General features: G+C 70.4%; 17 protein-coding genes. 10 read left to right on the top strand and 7 right to left on the bottom strand.

All coding sequences use genetic code 11. The features are described from left to right. Positions 1–46: 46 nt before the first annotated feature. Positions 47–874: an aldo/keto reductase gene (locus J1M46_RS00370; protein ID WP_206445794.1), complete on the bottom strand. Its 828-nt coding sequence runs from the start codon at positions 872–874 to the stop codon at positions 47–49. Positions 875–964: 90 nt separating this feature from the next. Between J1M46_RS00370 and J1M46_RS00375 the strand changes: the two genes are divergently transcribed. Further along, entirely contained in the window at positions 965–1,834 is an 870-nt protein-coding gene (locus J1M46_RS00375; protein ID WP_206445796.1) for an LLM class F420-dependent oxidoreductase, read from the top strand. Positions 1,835–1,844: 10 nt separating this feature from the next. Here the strand turns inward: J1M46_RS00375 and J1M46_RS00380 are convergent, their stop codons facing one another. After that, on the bottom strand, positions 1,845–1,988 hold the full coding sequence (locus J1M46_RS00380; RefSeq protein WP_206445798.1) for a hypothetical protein: 144 nt from the start codon (positions 1,986–1,988) through the stop codon (positions 1,845–1,847). A 220-nt stretch (positions 1,989–2,208) separates the two neighbouring features. Between J1M46_RS00380 and J1M46_RS00385 the strand changes: the two genes are divergently transcribed. Then, entirely contained in the window at positions 2,209–2,475 is a 267-nt protein-coding gene (locus J1M46_RS00385) for a hypothetical protein (RefSeq protein ID WP_206445800.1), read from the top strand. 14 nt (positions 2,476–2,489) lie between these two features. Here J1M46_RS00385 and J1M46_RS00390 read toward each other — a convergent pair whose 3' ends face one another. The 4 genes from J1M46_RS00390 to hrpA all read right to left on the bottom strand — a co-directional run bounded on the left by J1M46_RS00390 (position 2,490) and on the right by hrpA (position 9,054). Then, positions 2,490–3,050, bottom strand: coding sequence for a pyridoxine/pyridoxamine 5'-phosphate oxidase (locus J1M46_RS00390; RefSeq protein ID WP_206445822.1), 561 nt, complete (start codon positions 3,048–3,050; stop codon positions 2,490–2,492). 241 nt (positions 3,051–3,291) lie between these two features. Further along, positions 3,292–4,494, bottom strand: coding sequence for an MFS transporter (locus J1M46_RS00395; protein ID WP_206445824.1), 1,203 nt, complete (start codon positions 4,492–4,494; stop codon positions 3,292–3,294). Between the two features lie 62 nt (positions 4,495–4,556). After that, on the bottom strand, positions 4,557–4,904 hold the full coding sequence (locus tag J1M46_RS00400; RefSeq protein ID WP_206445826.1) for a DUF6804 family protein: 348 nt from the start codon (positions 4,902–4,904) through the stop codon (positions 4,557–4,559). 76 nt (positions 4,905–4,980) lie between these two features. Further along, positions 4,981–9,054: an ATP-dependent RNA helicase HrpA gene (gene hrpA / locus J1M46_RS00405; RefSeq protein WP_206445834.1), complete on the bottom strand. Its 4,074-nt coding sequence runs from the start codon at positions 9,052–9,054 to the stop codon at positions 4,981–4,983. A gap of 314 nt (positions 9,055–9,368) precedes the next feature. On the opposite strand from hrpA, the gene J1M46_RS00410 reads away from it, so the two are divergent. From J1M46_RS00410 to J1M46_RS00435, 6 genes are all read left to right on the top strand, one after another. Next, a complete protein-coding gene (locus J1M46_RS00410) occupies positions 9,369–10,328 on the top strand; it encodes a hypothetical protein (RefSeq protein WP_206445836.1) in 960 nt (319 codons plus the stop codon). Positions 10,329–10,533: 205 nt separating this feature from the next. Next, positions 10,534–10,833 (top strand): helix-turn-helix domain-containing protein, encoded by a 300-nt coding sequence (locus J1M46_RS00415; protein WP_241248964.1) that lies wholly within the window; start codon positions 10,534–10,536, stop codon positions 10,831–10,833. A gap of 122 nt (positions 10,834–10,955) precedes the next feature. After that, entirely contained in the window at positions 10,956–11,483 is a 528-nt protein-coding gene (locus J1M46_RS00420; protein WP_206445848.1) for a GNAT family N-acetyltransferase, read from the top strand. A 39-nt stretch (positions 11,484–11,522) separates the two neighbouring features. Beyond that, positions 11,523–11,924, top strand: coding sequence for a hypothetical protein (locus tag J1M46_RS00425; RefSeq protein ID WP_206445850.1), 402 nt, complete (start codon positions 11,523–11,525; stop codon positions 11,922–11,924). A gap of 34 nt (positions 11,925–11,958) precedes the next feature. Continuing rightward, positions 11,959–12,270, top strand: a complete 312-nt coding sequence (locus J1M46_RS00430; protein ID WP_206445852.1) for a helix-turn-helix domain-containing protein — start codon at positions 11,959–11,961, stop codon at positions 12,268–12,270. 92 nt (positions 12,271–12,362) lie between these two features. Next, a complete protein-coding gene (locus J1M46_RS00435) occupies positions 12,363–12,836 on the top strand; it encodes a cupin domain-containing protein (RefSeq protein ID WP_206445854.1) in 474 nt (157 codons plus the stop codon). Positions 12,837–12,948: 112 nt separating this feature from the next. Here the strand turns inward: J1M46_RS00435 and J1M46_RS00440 are convergent, their stop codons facing one another. Further along, on the bottom strand, positions 12,949–13,686 hold the full coding sequence (locus J1M46_RS00440) for a hypothetical protein (protein WP_206445856.1): 738 nt from the start codon (positions 13,684–13,686) through the stop codon (positions 12,949–12,951). Between the two features lie 106 nt (positions 13,687–13,792). Between J1M46_RS00440 and J1M46_RS00445 the strand changes: the two genes are divergently transcribed. Next, entirely contained in the window at positions 13,793–14,569 is a 777-nt protein-coding gene (locus tag J1M46_RS00445; RefSeq protein WP_206445864.1) for a hypothetical protein, read from the top strand. 125 nt (positions 14,570–14,694) lie between these two features. After that, positions 14,695–16,479, top strand: a complete 1,785-nt coding sequence (locus J1M46_RS00450) for a DEAD/DEAH box helicase (RefSeq protein ID WP_342384205.1) — start codon at positions 14,695–14,697, stop codon at positions 16,477–16,479. The last annotated feature ends 512 nt before the right edge of the window (positions 16,480–16,991 follow it).

The following is a 16,991-nucleotide window of genomic DNA, read 5'->3' on the forward strand; positions in this document are numbered from 1 at the left end:
GTCTCGGGCTGGGCTGGGTCGCTCACGGGGCTCACTGCTTCTGCGTTCACTGGCGGTCGTCGGGGTGCGTGCCGGTGCGCTCACCGGTCTCGAGGGCCGCGATGCGCGCCATGTCGTCGTCGCTGAGGGCGAAGCCGTCGATGTCGAGGTTCTGCGCGAGGCGATGCGGATGCGTCGACTTGGGAATGAGGGCGCCCCCGAGCTGCAGATGCCAGCGGATGATCGCCTGGGCGGGGGAGATCTTGTGAGCCTCGGCGATCTTCTTGATCGTAGGGTCGTCGAGGATGCGGGCGCGGCCGAGCGGGCTCCACGCCTGCGTGACGATGCCGTTGACGCTGTGGAACGCGCGGAGCTCGTGCTGCGGCAGCCACGGGTGCGACTCGACCTGGTTGATCGCGGGCACGACGCCGGTCTCGTCGATGAGGCGCTGGATGTGAGCCTGCGTGAAGTTGCTGACGCCGATCGAGCGCACGCGGCCCTCCCGCTGCAGCGCGATGAGCTCGCGCCAGACGTCGACGAACTGCCCGCGGGCCGGGCGCGGCCAGTGGATCATGTAGACGTCGACGTTGGTGCAGAGGTTGCGCTCGGTGGCCTCGAACGCTGTGCGGGCTGCCGCGGGGCTCTGCTCGGGGTCGCCCCAGAACTTGCTCGTGAGCGTGAGCTCGTCGCGGGCGATGCCGCGGTCGGCCGCCTGGGCGATCGCCGCGCCGACCTCGCGCTCGTTGCCGTAGAACTCGGCGCCGTCGATGAGCCGGTAGCCGGCGTCGAGGCCGGCGGTCACGACCCGCTCGGTCTCTTCGAGCGACACCTTGTAGAGCCCGAAGCCGAGCGCGGGGATGGCGCTGCCATCGTTGAGCTCGAGGGTGGAGGGCATGCGTCGATTGTGTCAGGCGTGGTGCGACCGGCGACCGCCGATACGTTGGGGGTGCCCTCTTGCTCGCACCGCCCGACGATTGGAAGCACCTTGCCGACCTCATCTGCCGTCACACCCGACCTCGGCCGCCTCGGATTCTGGCGCAGCGCCGACCTGCTCACGCCCGAGATGGCCGCCGGCGTCGAGCAGCTCGGCTACGGCACGATCTGGATCGGCGGATCCCCCGACGCCGACCTCGCCATCGCCGAGCAGCTGCTCGATGCGACCGAGCGCGTGACGATCGCCACCGGGATCGTGAACATCTGGACCGCGCCGGCTACCGAGGTCGCCGCCTCCTTCCACCGGCTCGAGCAGACGTACCCGGGCCGCTTCCTGCTGGGCGTGGGCATCGGCCACCGCGAGCGCAACGACGACTACCGCAAGCCCTTCGCGGCGCTCGTCGACTACCTCGACGTGCTCGACGCCGAGGGCGTGCCCGCGTCGCGGCGCATCATCTCGGCGCTCGGGCCGCGCACGCTGCGGCTCGCCGCCGAGCGCTCGGCCGGCACGCATCCGTACATGACCACGCCAGAGCACACGCGCTTCGCGCGCGAGCGGCTGGGTGAGGGGCCGTTGCTCGCACCCGAGCAGCGGCTGGTGCCCGGCACCGATGCGACGGCGGCGCGCGAGACCGGCCGCGGCTTCCTGGACGGCTACCTGGCGCTGTCGAACTACCGCCGCACGCTCGAATCGCACGGCTTCACCGCAGCCGAGCTCGACGACGGGGCGACCGATGCAGCCGTCGACGCGCTCGCACCGCACGGCACCCCGGCCGAGCTGGCAGCCGCCGTGCAGGGACACCTCGACGCCGGCGCCGACCACGTCTGCGTGCAGGTGCTGCCGCGCCGCGTCGACCCGCTGCCGCACCTGGAGGCGCTCGCGGGCGAGCTCGGCCTGGGCGGTTCAAGCCAGCGGAGTTAACCGCAGGTCATCAGGCTTCGCTGCGAGTCTTACGCGGGCGGCGCGAGACCGGAGTCGTGGCGCCACGATCGATGTCTGCAGCGGCGGCTTCGAGTCGCGACATCAGCGCGCTGTTGGCAAGAATGCTGCGTTCGTAGTCGGAGATGGTTGTCACGGGCTCAAGTGTCACTGTGCCGTGCGGGCTGACCGACACGCGGTAATCCCGGTTTGCCTCAAGGGCCTTGCCGAGGCTGACACGCCTACGGTCGTCAGTGTGTACGAGTGTCATGACTGCTCCTCCCGTGCCACGTTTGGGTGGTACAAATGTAACGCACGATGGGGCAACAAGGCAAGTTGGTTAATGCCAGATTACCCCAGGGTGATAAGCTGGTTGCATGGATGTCGAGTTCGCAGCAGACGCTCTAGCCGTCGAAGAGCAGTTCTACGCCGCCTCAGGTCCCGAGTACGAGCGTCTTTGGGAAGTACTGGATCGCATCCTTGAGGACGCCGACGAGGCCAAGCATGCCAACTGGTCCAACTTTGTCTCGAGCCTGGACCTGTGGGGTTCAAAAGTTCCTGGCACTCAGTACATGGTCTTCTGGCGCACTTCCCCCGGCCCCGTGTTGTACGTCGCCGTCATCGCGCTAGACCAGGGAATCTGATACGACGGAACGCTTCAGCCGGCAGTCGTCGTCGGCTGCTGGTGCTCCCAGCCGTCGCCGCCGCGCAGATACTCGACCCGCACGTGCTTGCGGTCGAGCGTCGCCTGCAGGAACACGCACCGCGTCGGATCCAGCGCCCACAGCACCCAGTCGGGGTTGGGCTCGCCGGAGAAGCTGGGGCGTTCCCGCCAGTCTGCGGCAGACGCATCCGCCCCCATCTCGCTGACGAAGCCCGACACCTCCACCTGGCGGCCGAGCTCGCGCCAGAAGAACAGCGCGGTCGCGACCGGGCGCGCCTCGAGCTCCTGCCCCTTGCGCGAGCCGCGGTTCGAAGAGAACTGCAGGCCGCGCTCGTCGACGTCCTTGACGATGAGCGTGCGGCTCGCCGGAGCGCCGTCGTCGCCGATGGTGCTCAGCGTGAAGGCGCTCGGCTGCCGCTCGCCGCTGGCGATCGCGTCGTCGAGCCACGCGGTGAAGAGCGCGAGCGGATGCGTCGGCACCCCCTCGGGGTCGAGGCTCGGCATGGTCTCGGGGAACGTGGGCAGCGCGCGGAGGCGCTCGCGAAGCTCGCTCATGCCGCCACGCTACGCCCGTCCCGCCACGCCCACCCGAGGTGACGCAGAGGGCGCGGATTGCGGCACGAAGCGTGCCCAGTGCGCCGCTTCGCGCAGCCGAGCCCGAGCGAGCGGGCGCATGCGGCGCGGTTGGCCCCTCGAAACGCACCCTTCGCGCCGCCTCGGCTCGCAGGTATACGGCGATTCGCTCTCTCCGGCGCCCATCAGGAGCAACGCGCCGTATACCTGTGGCCCGCGTGGCTCAGCGCGGCAGCTCGACCGGCGCCGTGTCGGGCGGGTCGCCGATGCCGTGCCGGAGGTCGGGCTGGTGGCGGCGGAAGACAGCCGCGATGGCGGCCGCGATCGCCACCATCACCGCGCCCACCCAGACGCCGCCGACACCGCCGACCGCATCGATGAAGACACCCGCGAGCGCCGAGCCGACGGCCGCGCCGAGCAGCTGGCCGGTGCCGATCCAGGCGTAGGCCTCTGGGGTGTCGGCGAACTTCACGGTGCCCGCGATGATCGCCGAGAACGCCGCGAGCGCTGGCGCGGTGCCGAGGCCGGCGATGAACAGCGCGATCGAGAGGCCGAACGCCTCGGTCATCGGCAGCGCGATCACCATGCCCGCCAGCACCACCGTCAGCCGGATGGCGACCGACCAGGGCGCGATGCCGCGGCTGCCGACGGCGAAGCCGCCGACCAGCGAACCGATCGCCGAGACCGCCAGCACGATGCCGGCCTCGAGCGCGCCCTCTCCGAAGGTGCCGACCACGCCCGCCTCGACCGCCGAGAAGCCGCCGATGAACATCGCCGAGACCACGACCGACAGCAGCACCGGGGGCTTGCCCAGCACCTGGCCGAGCCTGCGGGTGGTCGGCGGGATGCGCAGCCGGCGCACCTCGGGGTTGATGACGAACAGCACGGCGCCGAAGAACTGGATGGCGATCGTCACCAGCAGCGTCGCCCCGGTGCCGGCGAACGCCACGAGCGAGACGACCAGCACGGGGCCGAACACCCAGATGATCTCCTGCAGCGCCGCATCGAACGAGAACAGCGGCGACAGCAGCCGCTGCGGCACCATGCGCGGGTAGAGCGTGCGCACCGTCGGCGTCACCGGCGGCGTGGCCGCGCCCGCGACGATGCCGGCCAGCAGATCGACCCACAGCGGCACCGCCTGCGTGGCCAGCAGCAGCAGCGCCGCAGCCGAGATCGCCGCCGTCACCAGCAGCACGGTGAGGGTGCCGAAGCGCGACAGCAGCCGGGTGATGAACGGCCCGGCGGTGGCCATGCCGACCGAGAAGGCGGCCAGCACGAGGCCGGCGGCGCTGTAGGAGCCGTGCAGGTGCTCCATGTGCATGAGGATGCCCAGCGACATCATGCCCGCGGGGAAGCGGGCGATCAGCTGGCTGAAGATGATGCGCGCCAGCCCCGGAACCCTCAGCACCTCGGCGTATGCGCGCACCAGGCGATCCTAAGGGGCGGATGCGTTGCCGCAGCGGAGGCGCGTTGGTCCCCGCAGCGCGGTCAGTCCTCCCGCGGCGACTTGATCAGGAAGCCGGCCAGCACGAACAGGGCGGCGGCGACCACGTGGCCCCAGAACCAGAACGCGGTGAGCGCCTCGCCCTCCCACGTGAACGGCACGACCGGGTTCCAGATCACCGCGATCGCGAGGAACACCGGCACCCACCACCAGTGCTTCGCCTGGACGGCGAACCAGCCGACGATGAGCGCCAGGATCGAGATGACGTATCGCAGCAGCTCATCCCATGCACCCGCCAGCCACAGCTGCGCGGCGACCAGCGCGAGCGCGGCGATGATGCTGGGGGCGAGCGCGTTGCGCTGGAAGCTGGGGCCGTAGCGGTTCTCATCCATGGTGCCTCCAGGCTATTGCCCGCGCGGAAGCCTGTTGCCCGCGCGGCGGTCGCGACCTCCACGCACTGCTGAGCGATCAGGCGGTCAGCGTCTTGCGGATGCGCTGCAGGCTGACGGGGCCGGAGGTGCCGAACTGCTGCGCGAAGAGGCTGACGCGCAGCTCCTCGAGCATCCAGCGGGCGGCGACCAGCGCATCCGCCGCCCCCTCCTGCAGCGGCAGCGCGCCGCCCGCGGCGGTGTACAGCGCGGTGGCCTGCTCGACCTCGGTCATCCAGGTGCGGTCGCGGTTGGCGGTCTCGGGCAGCCGCCCCGCGCGGTGCACGATCGCGCGCACGTAGACCTCCAGCCGCGGCAGCCGCTCGAGCCCCGTGCGGCTGACGAAGCCGTCGAAGACGAGCTGCTCGAGGTGCGCGCGGGCGTCGGCGAGCGCCGCCATGTGCGCGAGGCTCGCGCCCTCGCGAATGGCCTTGTCAGCGTTCCGGGCGGCGGTGAGGATGCGCGCCACCTGGCTCGCCAGCGCGAACATCCGGTCGACGAGCCCCGCCTCCACCCGACCGCGCACCGAGCCGAACTCGGCCGCGGTCGCGGGCACCGCATCCGCCATCTCCGCATCGATGATCGCGAGCATCAGGTCGTCGAAGAGCCGATCGGTCGAGGCGTACGGGCTCGCGCCCAGCGCCAGCTTCTCGGCGCCGGTCAGGTTCGCCTGCACGTAGGGCGCCGGGCTCTTGACCTGCGCTAGCAGCAGCTGCCGCACCGCCGCCCGCTGATCGCGCTGCTGCGCCTCGCTCGTCGACGCGAGCCGGATGCCCACCCTGCCCTTGCCGGTGACGGCGTAGCCCGGGTAGGCGCGCACGGTGTTGCCGCCCTGCTTGACGTCGATGTGGGTGGGCAGGTCGGTGTCGAAGCCGGCCACCTCGTCGCGCTCGAGGTCGCTCGTCACCCTCACCGCGGCCTTCGCCACCTGCGCCGTCGCCTGCTGGCCGAAGCGCCGCTTGAGCGCCTCGAGGTCCTTGCCCTGCCCGAGCCGGCGGCCACGGGCATCCTCCACCGCGAAGGTGGGCTTGAGGTGCTCGGGGATGCGTCCCCAGTCGACGTCGGTGCCGGCCGCCTGCACGTAGGCGGTGCGGCTGACCCGCGCGGCGAGCACCTCGGCGAGGGAGCGGGGCTGCTGGCTGCTGCTGCCAGTCTGGGTGCCGCCCTGGCCGCCACCGGGCTGGCCGCCGCCCTGGCCGCCGCCCGCGCTCGTGCCCGGCTGCGCCGGCAGCTCGGCCAGCATGCTGCGCGCCCAGTCGGCCGCCGGCACCACGTGCTTGCGGATGTGCTTGGGCAGGCTCTTGATCATGGCCGTCAGCAGCTCCTCGCGCATGCCCGGCACGAGCCAGTCGAAGCCGGCCTCGCTGAGCCTGGGCAGCACTGCGAGCGGCACGTGCACCGTGAGCCCGTCGTCGGCGGTGCCGGGCTCGAAGCGGTAGCTGAGCCGCAGCCGCTGCTCGCCCTGCACCCACTTGGTGGGGAACTGCTCGTGGTCGACCCTCGCATCCTCGCCCGTGAGGTCCTCGCGCGTCATCGTCAGCAGCTCTGGCGTCTCCTCGCGCGCCGTGCGCCACCAGCCCTCGAAGGTGCGGGTGCTCGCGACATCGGCGGGGATGCGCGCCTCGAAGAACTCGAACACCGCCTCGTCGCCCACCAGCAGGTCGCGGCGCCGCTGGCGCTCCTCGAGCCGTTCGATCTCGCGCCGCAGCTCGCGGTTCTTGCGGTCGAACTCCTGCGGGCTGTCCCACTCGCCCTCGACGAGCGCGTGCCTGATGAAGAGCTCGCGCGCGTGCTCGGCGTCGACGCGCGCGTACTGGATGCGGCGGCGCTCGACGATCGGCACCCCGAACAGCGTCACCTTCTCGTACGCCACCACCGCGCCCTGCTTGCGCTCCCAGTGCGGCTCGCTCACCTGCCGCTTCGCCAGCTCGCCCGCGAGCGGCTCGGCCCAGGCGAGGTCGACGGATGCGACGGTGCGGGCGAAGAGGCGGCTCGTCTCCACGAGCTCGGCGGCCATGACCGCTCTGGGGGGCTGCTTCGCCAGCGCGGAACCGGGGAAGATCTGGAACCTCGCGCCGCGCGCGCCGAGGTACTCGGCGCGCTGCCGGGTGCGGCGCTCGTGCTGGCGCTTGCTCTCGCCGGGCCGCGCCTGCTGCGCCTTACCCGTCTCGTCGATCACGCCGATGCGGCCGAGCAGCCCCGCGAGCAGCGCCTTGTGCACGGCGACGGCGTCGACCCCCTCCGTAGGTCGAGGAGCGCCGCCGCGCAGCGACGACGCGTCACGAGACCGGTGTGCGTTGGTCTCGTGACGCGTGCGGCCTGCGGCCGCGCGCTCCTCGACCTGCGGGCCGTCGACCGCCACATCCTCCGCTGGTCGAGTAGCCGGCGCAGCCGGGGTATCGAGACCCACCCCCGCCGCGTCTCGATACACACCTCCGGCGCTACTCGACGACCGAACCGCCTCCTTCTCCCGCCTCAACCCCAACGCCTTCGTCAGCTGCCGCACCACGTCCTGCCACTCGCGCACGCGCAGGAAGTTGAGGTGCTCCCGCTTGCACAGCCGCCGGAACGCGCTGCCCGACAGCGCCGCCTGCTGCTCCTGCAGGTACCGCCACAGCGCCAGCAGCGACAGGAAGTCACTGGTCGGGTCGGCGAAGCGCGCGTGCAGCCGGTCCGCCTCCTCGCGCCGCTCGAGCGGTCGCTCCCGCGGGTCCTGAATGGTCAGCCCCGCGACGATCGCGATGACCTCGTGCGCGACGTCCGCATCCCGGCCGGCCACGGCCATCCGCCCGAATCTCGGGTCGACGGGCAGCCGCGCGAGCTCGCGGCCGATCTTCGTGATCGCCCCCGACTTGCCCATCGCGCCGAGTTCGAGCAGCAGGTCGTTGCCGTCCTTGATGTCGCGGGCCGCGGGCGGCTGCAGGAACGGGAACTCCGCCAGCGGCCCGAGCCCGAGCGACGCCGCCTGCAGGATGACCGCCGCGAGGTTCGTGCGCAGGATCTCGGGGTCGGTGAACTCCGGCCGCTTGTCGAAGTCGGCCTCCGAGTAGAGCCTGATCGCGATGCCCGGCGCCACGCGCCCCGCACGCCCCGAGCGCTGGTTCGCGCTCGCCTGGCTGATCGCCTCGATCGGCAGCCGCTGCACCTTCGAGCGGGCCGAGTAGCGCGAGATGCGCGCGGTCCCCGTGTCGATGACATGACGGATGCCCGGCACAGTCAGGCTCGTCTCCGCCACATTGGTGGCGAGCACGACCCGACGCCGCACACCGGGGCGGCTGCTCTGCTCGAACACCCGGTGCTGGTCGGCGGCGCTCAGGCGGCCGTACAGCGGCAGGATCTCGGTGTGCTGGCCGAGCCGGCCGGCCAGCTGGTCCTGCGCGTCGCGGATGTCGGCCTCGCTGGGCAGGAACACCAGCACGTCGCCCGCGTCGTCGCGCTCGATCTCCCTGAGCGCCGCCGCGATGCCCTCGACCGGGTCGAGGTCTACATCCGGCTCATCCGCCTCGCCATCATCATCGGCATCCATGGCCTCGGCGACCAGCGGCCGGTAGCGGATGTCGACCGGGAACGTGCGCCCCGACACCTCGATGATCGGGGCGTCATCGAAGTGCTTCGAGAACGACTCCGGGTCGATCGTCGCGCTCGTGACGATCACCTTGAGGTCTGGGCGGCGGGGGAGCAGGCGCTTCAGGTAGCCGATCAGGAAGTCGATCGTGAGGCTGCGCTCGTGCGCCTCGTCGATGACGATCGCGTCGTACGCCTTGAGGTCGCGGTCGCGGTGCATCTCGGCCAACAGGATGCCGTCGGTCATCACCTTGATGCGGGTGGCCTTGCTCACCTGGTCGGTGAAGCGCACCTTGTAGCCGACCTCGCTGCCCATCTCGACGTGCAGCTCTTCAGCCAGCCGCTCGGCGATCGTGCGGGCCGCGAGCCTGCGCGGCTGCGTGTGGCCGATGCTCTCGCGGCCGAGCTCGAGCAGCATCTTCGGCAGCTGGGTGGTCTTGCCCGAGCCGGTGGCGCCCGCGACGATCACCACCTGGTTGGCCTTGATCGCCGCCATGATCTCGTCGCGCGCCTCGCTGACCGGAAGCTCGGCCGGATACTCGATGCGCATCCCGCCATTCTCCCGCACCCGCGCGGCAGGTCCGCTCGCCGCCCGCGCGCCCCGCCAGCCCGCTCGCCGCCCGCCCGCGCGCGCCGGCCCCTCGAAGCTGGACCCCCGCGAGATTGAGGGACCCGCCAGAACGGGACCCACAATCCGGGAAGGGTCCACCGCCGCTCGGACCTCTGCCAGAACGGGTCCCCTGATCTCCAACGGGTCCCAGATCTCGCCTCCGCTGCAGCGGGCGCCCGACCTCGTCGCGAAGTTCTCCACAGCGCCCGCATCCCGAGGCCACCGCGACGGTGAGCGTCGGGCACTCTTCGCCCATGCGCGAATCCGACACTCGAATCTGGGAGCACCGCGTGCGGGTGCAGAGCGCCAGCGAACTGCGCGCGGATGCCCGGGGCGTGCCGCAGCGGAACCCGGCGTTGGCGCGCATCCGGCGCGGTGTCTATGCCCGCGTCGACGAGCTCCAGGACGCCATCCCCGGCGTGCGCTATCTGGCGCGCATCGAAGCGGTGGCGGAGGTGCGCCGCAGGCCGACGTACGCCCGTGAGTCGGCGCTCGCGATCCACGGCATCCCCTACGGCATGGAGCCCGATCGCGTGTTCACCACCGGCGACCTGCGCACGGCGGGCTACAAAGCGGGGGTGCAGCACTCGCGGGTGCAGCTGGATTCCGTGGATGTCACTGAGGTCAACGACCTGCGCGTGGTCGCGCTGCCCCACGCGCTCGCCGACGTCGCCCGTCATCGCGATCAGCGCGTCGCTGTCGCCGCGATCGATGCAGCACTCCATGAGGGCCGCGCGACCAAAGCCGAGATCAGGGCAGCGCTCGCGCGGCAGAGCCGGATCGGTCGCGCCCGAGCGGAAGCTGCGATCGACTTCGCCGATGCGCGCGCCGAGTCGGTCGGCGAATCCTGGAGCCGCGTCGTGATCCACCTTCTCGGCTTCGCTGTACCGGAGCTGCAGCCGACGGTGCGCGGGAACAGTGGCGCGGAGTGGTTCCCTGACTTCCGCTGGGAGCTGACAGAACTGCGGAGGCCGCTGCTCGGCGAGTTCGACGGCCTGGAGAAGTACGGCCGGATCGCGGAGGGGGAGGGGCGATCCCCGCAGCAGGCGCTCTCGCAGGAGAAGTTCCGCGAAGACGATCTGCGCGTCGAGAATGACACCGCCCACTGGGTCTGGGCAGATCTGATCGATCCGACGCGACTCGAGCGCATCCTGCTCGCCCACAACCTCCCGCGCGTGCGCCGCCCGTCGCTCTGGCTTCCACGGCCGGCATGAACGTTCGTTGCTGTGAGCGCCAGGCGACGCTCACACCCCTTGTATTGTACAACATGAGGGATGTAATCTGATGCCTGGTTGGACGGTCGACGTTGCTTTGATCGAAGAGTGGTTGCTCTCGCTGGACGAAGGCAGCTACCAACAGGTCAATGCCGCACTTGAAGTGCTCGCGGAAGACGGCCCCAACTGAGGAGGAATCGTGGCGATGAGTCTTGAAGATCTGCAACGAGTGCGGCCGGTTGACCGCGCTCGCGTTGATGCGCACAAGCAACAGATGCGAAGTGAGATTCGTGCGTATCGGCTCCGTGAACTGCGACAGGCTTCCGGCCTCACTCAGGTCGAGCTCGCCCGCCGATTGCAACTGAGCCAGAACCGGGTGTCCAGGCTCGAGCAAGGCGACATCGAGCGCTCCCAGGTCGACACACTGCGACGGTACGTCCAAGCGCTTGGCGGCGAACTTCGTGTCGAGGTCGAATTCGGTGAGGACCGCATTCAAATTGCGTGACAGCTGATCGTGCGCGACTACCTCGACACTGTCGAGCCCGACGTCGACCACAGCGGCGTCACCGTGCGTCTGTCTCAGACGTGAGCGACAGCACGCGCGTCTGCCGCGACTAACGTGACCGCATGAGCGAGATCAGCGTGCGCGCCGTCGTGGCCGACGACCGGCAGCGGTGGGAGGAGCTTTTCCACGGCTACCGAACCTTCTACGAGAACCCGCACGACGAGGCCGTCGCCGAGCGCGTCTGGGGCTGGATCACGAGCGCCGGCCACCAGGTCGAGGGTCTCGTCGCCGAGGTCGACGGCGAGATCGTCGGCATCGCGCACTGGCGCCGCTTCGAGCGGCCCTCGGTGGGGGAGACCGGAATCTACCTCGACGACCTCTTCGCCGACCCGGCAGCCCGCGGCAAGGGCGTCGGCCGTGCGCTCATCGAGCGACTGCAGCAGATCGCCGTGGAGGAAGGCGCCTCGGTCGTGCGCTGGATCACCGCCGACGACAACACCACAGCCCAGCGCCTCTACGACCGCGTCGCGACGAAGACGCGCTGGCTCACCTACGACGCGGCACCTGCGGAGGATCCGCGCTCTACTGACCGCTCTTTCTCGTCCGCAGCAGCAACGCTATCCACAGCAAGCCAGAGACCAGCTGCGTAGATCGAAGCGACCGTGGCATGGTGCACGGCCATGTGGTCGGTGGAGTATGAGGGCGAGGCATTCGAGCGCTTCCTGTTGGCACTCCCGACCTACGATCAAGCAGTGCTGGTCGCCGCCATCGAGCACGTCCTGCGAGTTCACGGCATCGATATCTGCGCAGGGGACTGGGGCAAGCCGCTTGGGGGCGGCTTGTACGAGTTCCGGGTGCGGAAGTCGTTGCGCACGATCCTCAAGAGTGCTGGCTTGTCGCCGCCGCAGGGCAGCGAGGGTGACCGCGCCACGCTCCTCCGTGTCTTCTGCGCATTTCACGGAGACCGGATCGTCCTGCTCCTTCACGGCTACAACAAGAGGGTCGACCCCTCTGAACGACGCCAACGCAGAGAGATCGCGACGGCGCGGAAGCTTCACGCGCAGTGGAAGCAACGGCACCGAAGCGATTGAGTATGTGCTAAAACACTTAGTCAGGAGGGCAACAATGACGAAGGACTTCGGTGAGCTTGCCGTGCGCGCCAAGGCGGGATGGCGTGAGGACGACCGACGCGTCTATGAGGCGGCGTCTGCTGAGTTCATTGCTGAGGTCAACGATCGGGCCGAACTCGGCGCTGCAATCGCGACTGCCCGTCAGGCTCGTGCTCTCACTCAGCCGCAACTGTCGCACATGACCGGGATTCAGCAGGCCGAGATCAGTCGCATCGAACGTGGCATCGGCAACCCAACGGCAGCGACATTGCTGCGATTGGCGGACGCACTCGGGCAGCGGCTGGCACTGCTGCCTGCTTCGCGCTGACTGCGCCGTCCAGCCGCACGGCGGCCCCCGCCACCCGCCTGCACCCCGCCCGCACCCTGGCGCCGCTCAGGTACGGGGGGCAGGATCGACGCATGGACATCCACGACAACGGCCCGCAGCGCAACGCGTTCGACATCGAGACCGCCTCGCGCGAGAACTCGAACTACCGCACGGTCGCCTGGAGCGGCACCCATCTGCAGGTGGTGCTCATGTCGATCGAGCCCGGCAGCTCGATCGGCCTCGAGGTGCACCACGGCACCGACCAGTTCATCCGCCTCGACGCCGGCCAGGGCCGGGTCGTGATGGGGCCCTCCGAGAAGGATCTGCCCTTCGAGCAGGACGTCATCGACGGCTGGAGCGTGCAGGTTCCCGCCGGCACCTGGCACGACATCATCAACACCGGCAGCGAGCCCCTGAAGCTCTACACGGTCTACGCGCCCACCCACCACGCGCAAGGCATCGTGCAGGCCACCGCGGCCGACGCCGAGGCCGACGAGGCGGCCGGCCGCGACGAGCCGCCCGCCTTCGCCGAGGAGATCGACACCAAGGGCGAGGACAAGGCCTGACGCCACCCGCCCCACGCACGACGCCCGCCGAGTCGATCGGCGGGCGTCGTCGCGTCCGGGGGTCGCGGCCGGCGTCGGCGGTCGCGCTGCTCGTCCACGACGAGCGGATGCGTCAGGGCCGCTGGGTGCCGAGCTGGTCGTCGGTCGCGTTGCCGTCCGTGCCCTCGGGCGCGGCATCGACATCGGTGGAGGCCGGCGGCGTCGCCAGGTCGGGGTCGGCTCCGACCACGGTGGTGCCGTCGTCGGCGCCTTCGCTGGCACCGGGCCGATCAGCGGCGCTGTCTGCCGCGACGGCGGGCCGTTCCGGCTCGCCGGCCGCGGTCCAGGCGTCGTAGTCGGGATCGGTCGCGGGCGCTGCGCCCTCGCGCGCGGGCTCGTCGGCGACATCCGCCGCATATGCCTCGGCGCCGGCCGCGCCGGTGCCCGCGTAGCCGGGCGAGCCGGCGGCCGCCGCGCCCGCTGCCCCGACCGAGGCGGCGCCGCCCAGCACCGCCGCTTCCGCAGCTGCGGAGCCGCGACCGCGCGCGGGGTCGTCGCTGTCATCGATGTCGCCGTCGAAGGGGTTGTCGCCGATCAGCGGCGGCAGCTCCTCGCCGTGCTCGCCGCGGCGCTCGAGCACGAAGACCGCGCTGAGCATCGTGATGATCGACAGGCCCACGAACACCCAGCCGAGGATGCTGTTGGCGAGCAGCCCCATGGGGTCGGTCACGCGGGTGTAGCTGAGGATGGCCAGCAGCGCGCCGATCGCGACCAGCACGCAGGTCAGGACGACAAACCAGGTGGGCCGGGTGCGGCGCGTGGCGATGAGCGCGCCGAGGACGAGTGCTGCGAGTCCGAGCAGGTAGTGCATGCGGTCAGCCTAAGCGTGCCGCCTGCGATCTGCGAGCATCCCGATGACTGCCGACGCGCCGAGGGCGTGCATAGGCTGCTCAGGGCCATCACGTAGGGTGCGCCATGTGATCACGCGCAACCGGCTGCTGCTGCTCAACTCGACCGTGGCGCTGGTGCTGGCAGGCACGCTGACCGTCACGCTGCACGAGCTCGCTCACTTCGCCACGGCGCTCGCGCTCGGGCACGAGGCGACGCTGCACGCGACATCGGTGAGCAACTCCTCGACCGACGACGCGACCGCGATCACCACCGCGGCTGCCGGGCCGATCTTCAGCATCCTGTTCGGGCTCATCATCGTCTTCGCAGCCCGCCGATGGGGCCGCGGCTTCTGGCGGCTGCTCTGGATGTGGCTGGGCTTCACGAGCGCCCAGGCCGGCTTCGGCTACTGCATGATCGCGCTGCTCTCGCCCGCCGGCGAGACCGGCAAGGTGCTCGAGCTGCTGGGAGCGCCGTGGTGGGTGGGGCTGATCTCACTCGCCTTCGGCACCGCCGGCATGCTCTGGCTCTCGCGCCTGTTCGCCACCCGCGTGGCCGCGTACGCCGGCGAGGACACCCGGCAGATGATGGCCTTCGGCATGTGGCCGTGGCTGTTCGGCACGCTCGCGCTCGTCGTCATCTACGCCGCAACCGTGCTGCAGTTGCCCTTCATGGAGGCGTTCCTGTCGATGTTCGGCATCATCGCGATCGGGGTGTTCGCGCCGATGTTCACCTTCTTCGTGCTGCGCCTGCACCCGCCCCGCGAGCAGCTGGAGCTCGGTGTGCCGTGGGTCGGCATCGCCGGCGTGGCGCTGATGGTGCTGCTCATCCTGCTGGTGCTCGTGCCCGGCATCACGCTCGGCTGACCGACCCAGATCTCAACGTGTCAGGTGCTCGCTTGCTGCAACTATCGCGGCGAAACAGCACCTGACACGTTGAGATTCGCGCGGGCCCGGCGCGCCGCGTCACCGGGCTCACCTACCCTTGATCGGTGACCTCCCTGCCCCAGACCCGTGCCGACGAGCACTTCGGTTCCTGGGCGGTCGACCACCTCTCGCCGACCTATCCGGAGCGCGCCGCCTGGGGCACGGTGCAACCGCTGCGCGCCTGGCAGCAGGAGGCGCTCGAGCAGTACTTCCGCACCGAGCCGCGCGACTTCCTTGCCGCCGCCACCCCGGGCGCAGGCAAGACCACCTTCGCGCTCCGCCTGGCGAGCGAGCTGCTGCGCCGCGGCACGATCCAGCGCATCACGGTCGTCGCCCCCACCGAGCACCTGAAGCAGCAGTGGGCCGACGCCGCCCACAAGGCGGGCATCCGGCTCGACCCCGACTTCGCCAACGCCGACGGCGACTACCCGCGGCAGTACCACGGCGTCGTCGTGACCTACGCGCAGGTCGCGGCCCGCGCAGCCGTGCACGAGCGCATCACGCGCAGCGCCGCGAGCCTGGTGATCCTCGACGAGGTGCACCACGCCGGCGACGCGCTCAGCTGGGGCGAGTCGGTGCTCGAGGCGTTCGGCCCCGCCACCCGCCGGCTGTCGCTGACGGGCACGCCCTTCCGCAGCGACACCTCGCCCATCCCGTTCGTCGAGTACGCGCGCGACGAGCGCGGCATCCGCCTCAGCCGCACCGACTACGCCTACGGCTACGACGCGGCGCTGAAGGACAACGTCGTGCGCCCGGTGGTGTTCATGGCCTACGCCGGCACGATGGCGTGGCGCACCTCGATGGGCGACGAGATGAAGGCGACGCTCGGCCACGGCGACACGAAGGACATCACCAACGGCGCCTGGCGCACCGCGCTCGACCCGGGCGGCGAGTGGATCCAGCAGGTGCTCAGGAGTGCGGATGTGCGCCTGACGCACGTGCGGCAAGCGGTTCCGGATGCGGGGGGCCTGGTGGTCGCGACCGACCAGGCACAGGCGCGCCAGTATGCGCAGATCCTGCGCGGCATCACCGGCCACGAGCCGACGGTCGTGCTCTCGGACGACGCCGGCGCATCCAGCCGCATCGACGCATTCTCGAAGGGCGACAGCCGCTGGATGGTCGCGGTGCGGATGGTCTCGGAGGGCGTCGACGTGCCGCGGCTGGCGGTGGGCGTCTACGCGACCAGCTCGTCGACGCCGCTGTTCTTCGCGCAGCTGATCGGGCGCTTCGTGCGCAAGCGCACACGGGGCGAGATCGCCACGGTGTTCCTGCCGAGCGTGCCGCCGCTGCTGGCGCTCGCGGCCGAGCTCGAGCGGCAGCGCGACCACGCGCTCGATCGCGAGCAGGCCGACGACCAGCTGCTCGACGACGACCTGATGGCCGCTGCGGAGCAGGGCGACAAGGACGACCGCGAGCCGGCGCCGTTCACGTGGGAGCCGCTCGAGTCGAGCGCCACCTTCGACCGGGTGCTCTTCGGCGAGGCCGAGTTCGGGCAACTTGTCGAGCCCGCGAGCGAGGAGGAGCTCGACTTCATCGGCATCCCCGGGCTGCTCGACGCCGAGGACGTCTCCGAGCTGCTCAAGCGGCGGCACGCGCGGCAGGCCGCGCGCATCCGCGAGCGGCCCCAGAGCGAGGCCGCGCCCGAGCCGCTCTACCGCAACATGCGCGAGGAGCGGCAGCTGCTCAACTCGCTGGTCGCGATCGTCGCGAAGCGGCGCGGTGAGGCGCACGCGCTCGTGCACGCGGAGTCGCGGCGCATCTGCGGCGGACCGCCGGTGGCGCAGGCCTCGATGCAGCAGCTGCGCGACCGCATCCACTACCTGCGCAAGGTGATGGACCGCGGCCGCTGAGGGACGTCGCCCGAGAGGAGCCGACGAGCTGGCGTCTCGATGGTCTGTCGCGCCGTGCCGCCGAGTCGCGCCGGAACGGACGTGGTTTCTCGACGTCGCAACCAACGTAGGGTCGCATTGTGAGTCCAGAACTCGTTTCAGTCGGTATCGCTGGTGGTCTCGGCGTGCTTGGCACGGCCATTGGTGTAATTCTCACGACTATCTTGGGTGGTTGCGAGCACGAGATTTGCTGGGCGTTCTGCGAAACGCGATGCGATTTGAACTCGGCGTAGATGGTGCGATCGAGCCGCACAGTCCCCGGGACGAGGACTGGCCTTGGCTACCGGAACGCCCAGCGGCGGAGGAATATATCCGCCGTCAGACGACGACCCCGGGACGTCCGCCGCTGACTGAGCGCGAAGCGAGCCGCATCGCTGATCTGGAGATCGACGACGTTCGCGGCGACGCTGGGTCTTGACCCACGCGCACGCACCATTGCATGTGGCTGGCGGTCGCGCGATCGAACCTGCACG

Source organism: Agrococcus sp. KRD186 (assembly GCF_017168255.1).
GTDB lineage: Bacteria > Actinomycetota > Actinomycetes > Actinomycetales > Microbacteriaceae > Agrococcus.

Excerpts from the sequence above, each read along its gene's own strand:
- J1M46_RS00370 (WP_206445794.1), bottom strand. The coding sequence starts at position 874 with ATGCCCTCCACCCTCGAGCTCAACGATGGCAGCGCCATCCCCGCGCTC.
- J1M46_RS00385 (WP_206445800.1), top strand. The coding sequence starts at position 2,209 with ATGGATGTCGAGTTCGCAGCAGACGCTCTAGCCGTCGAAGAGCAGTTC.
- J1M46_RS00390 (WP_206445822.1), bottom strand. The coding sequence starts at position 3,050 with ATGAGCGAGCTTCGCGAGCGCCTCCGCGCGCTGCCCACGTTCCCCGAG.
- J1M46_RS00400 (WP_206445826.1), bottom strand. The coding sequence starts at position 4,904 with ATGGATGAGAACCGCTACGGCCCCAGCTTCCAGCGCAACGCGCTCGCC.
- hrpA (WP_206445834.1), bottom strand. The coding sequence starts at position 9,054 with ATGCGCATCGAGTATCCGGCCGAGCTTCCGGTCAGCGAGGCGCGCGAC.
- J1M46_RS00410 (WP_206445836.1), top strand. The coding sequence starts at position 9,369 with ATGCGCGAATCCGACACTCGAATCTGGGAGCACCGCGTGCGGGTGCAG.
- J1M46_RS00415 (WP_241248964.1), top strand. The coding sequence starts at position 10,534 with ATGAGTCTTGAAGATCTGCAACGAGTGCGGCCGGTTGACCGCGCTCGC.
- J1M46_RS00420 (WP_206445848.1), top strand. The coding sequence starts at position 10,956 with ATGAGCGAGATCAGCGTGCGCGCCGTCGTGGCCGACGACCGGCAGCGG.
- J1M46_RS00430 (WP_206445852.1), top strand. The coding sequence starts at position 11,959 with ATGACGAAGGACTTCGGTGAGCTTGCCGTGCGCGCCAAGGCGGGATGG.
- J1M46_RS00435 (WP_206445854.1), top strand. The coding sequence starts at position 12,363 with ATGGACATCCACGACAACGGCCCGCAGCGCAACGCGTTCGACATCGAG.
- J1M46_RS00440 (WP_206445856.1), bottom strand. The coding sequence starts at position 13,686 with ATGCACTACCTGCTCGGACTCGCAGCACTCGTCCTCGGCGCGCTCATC.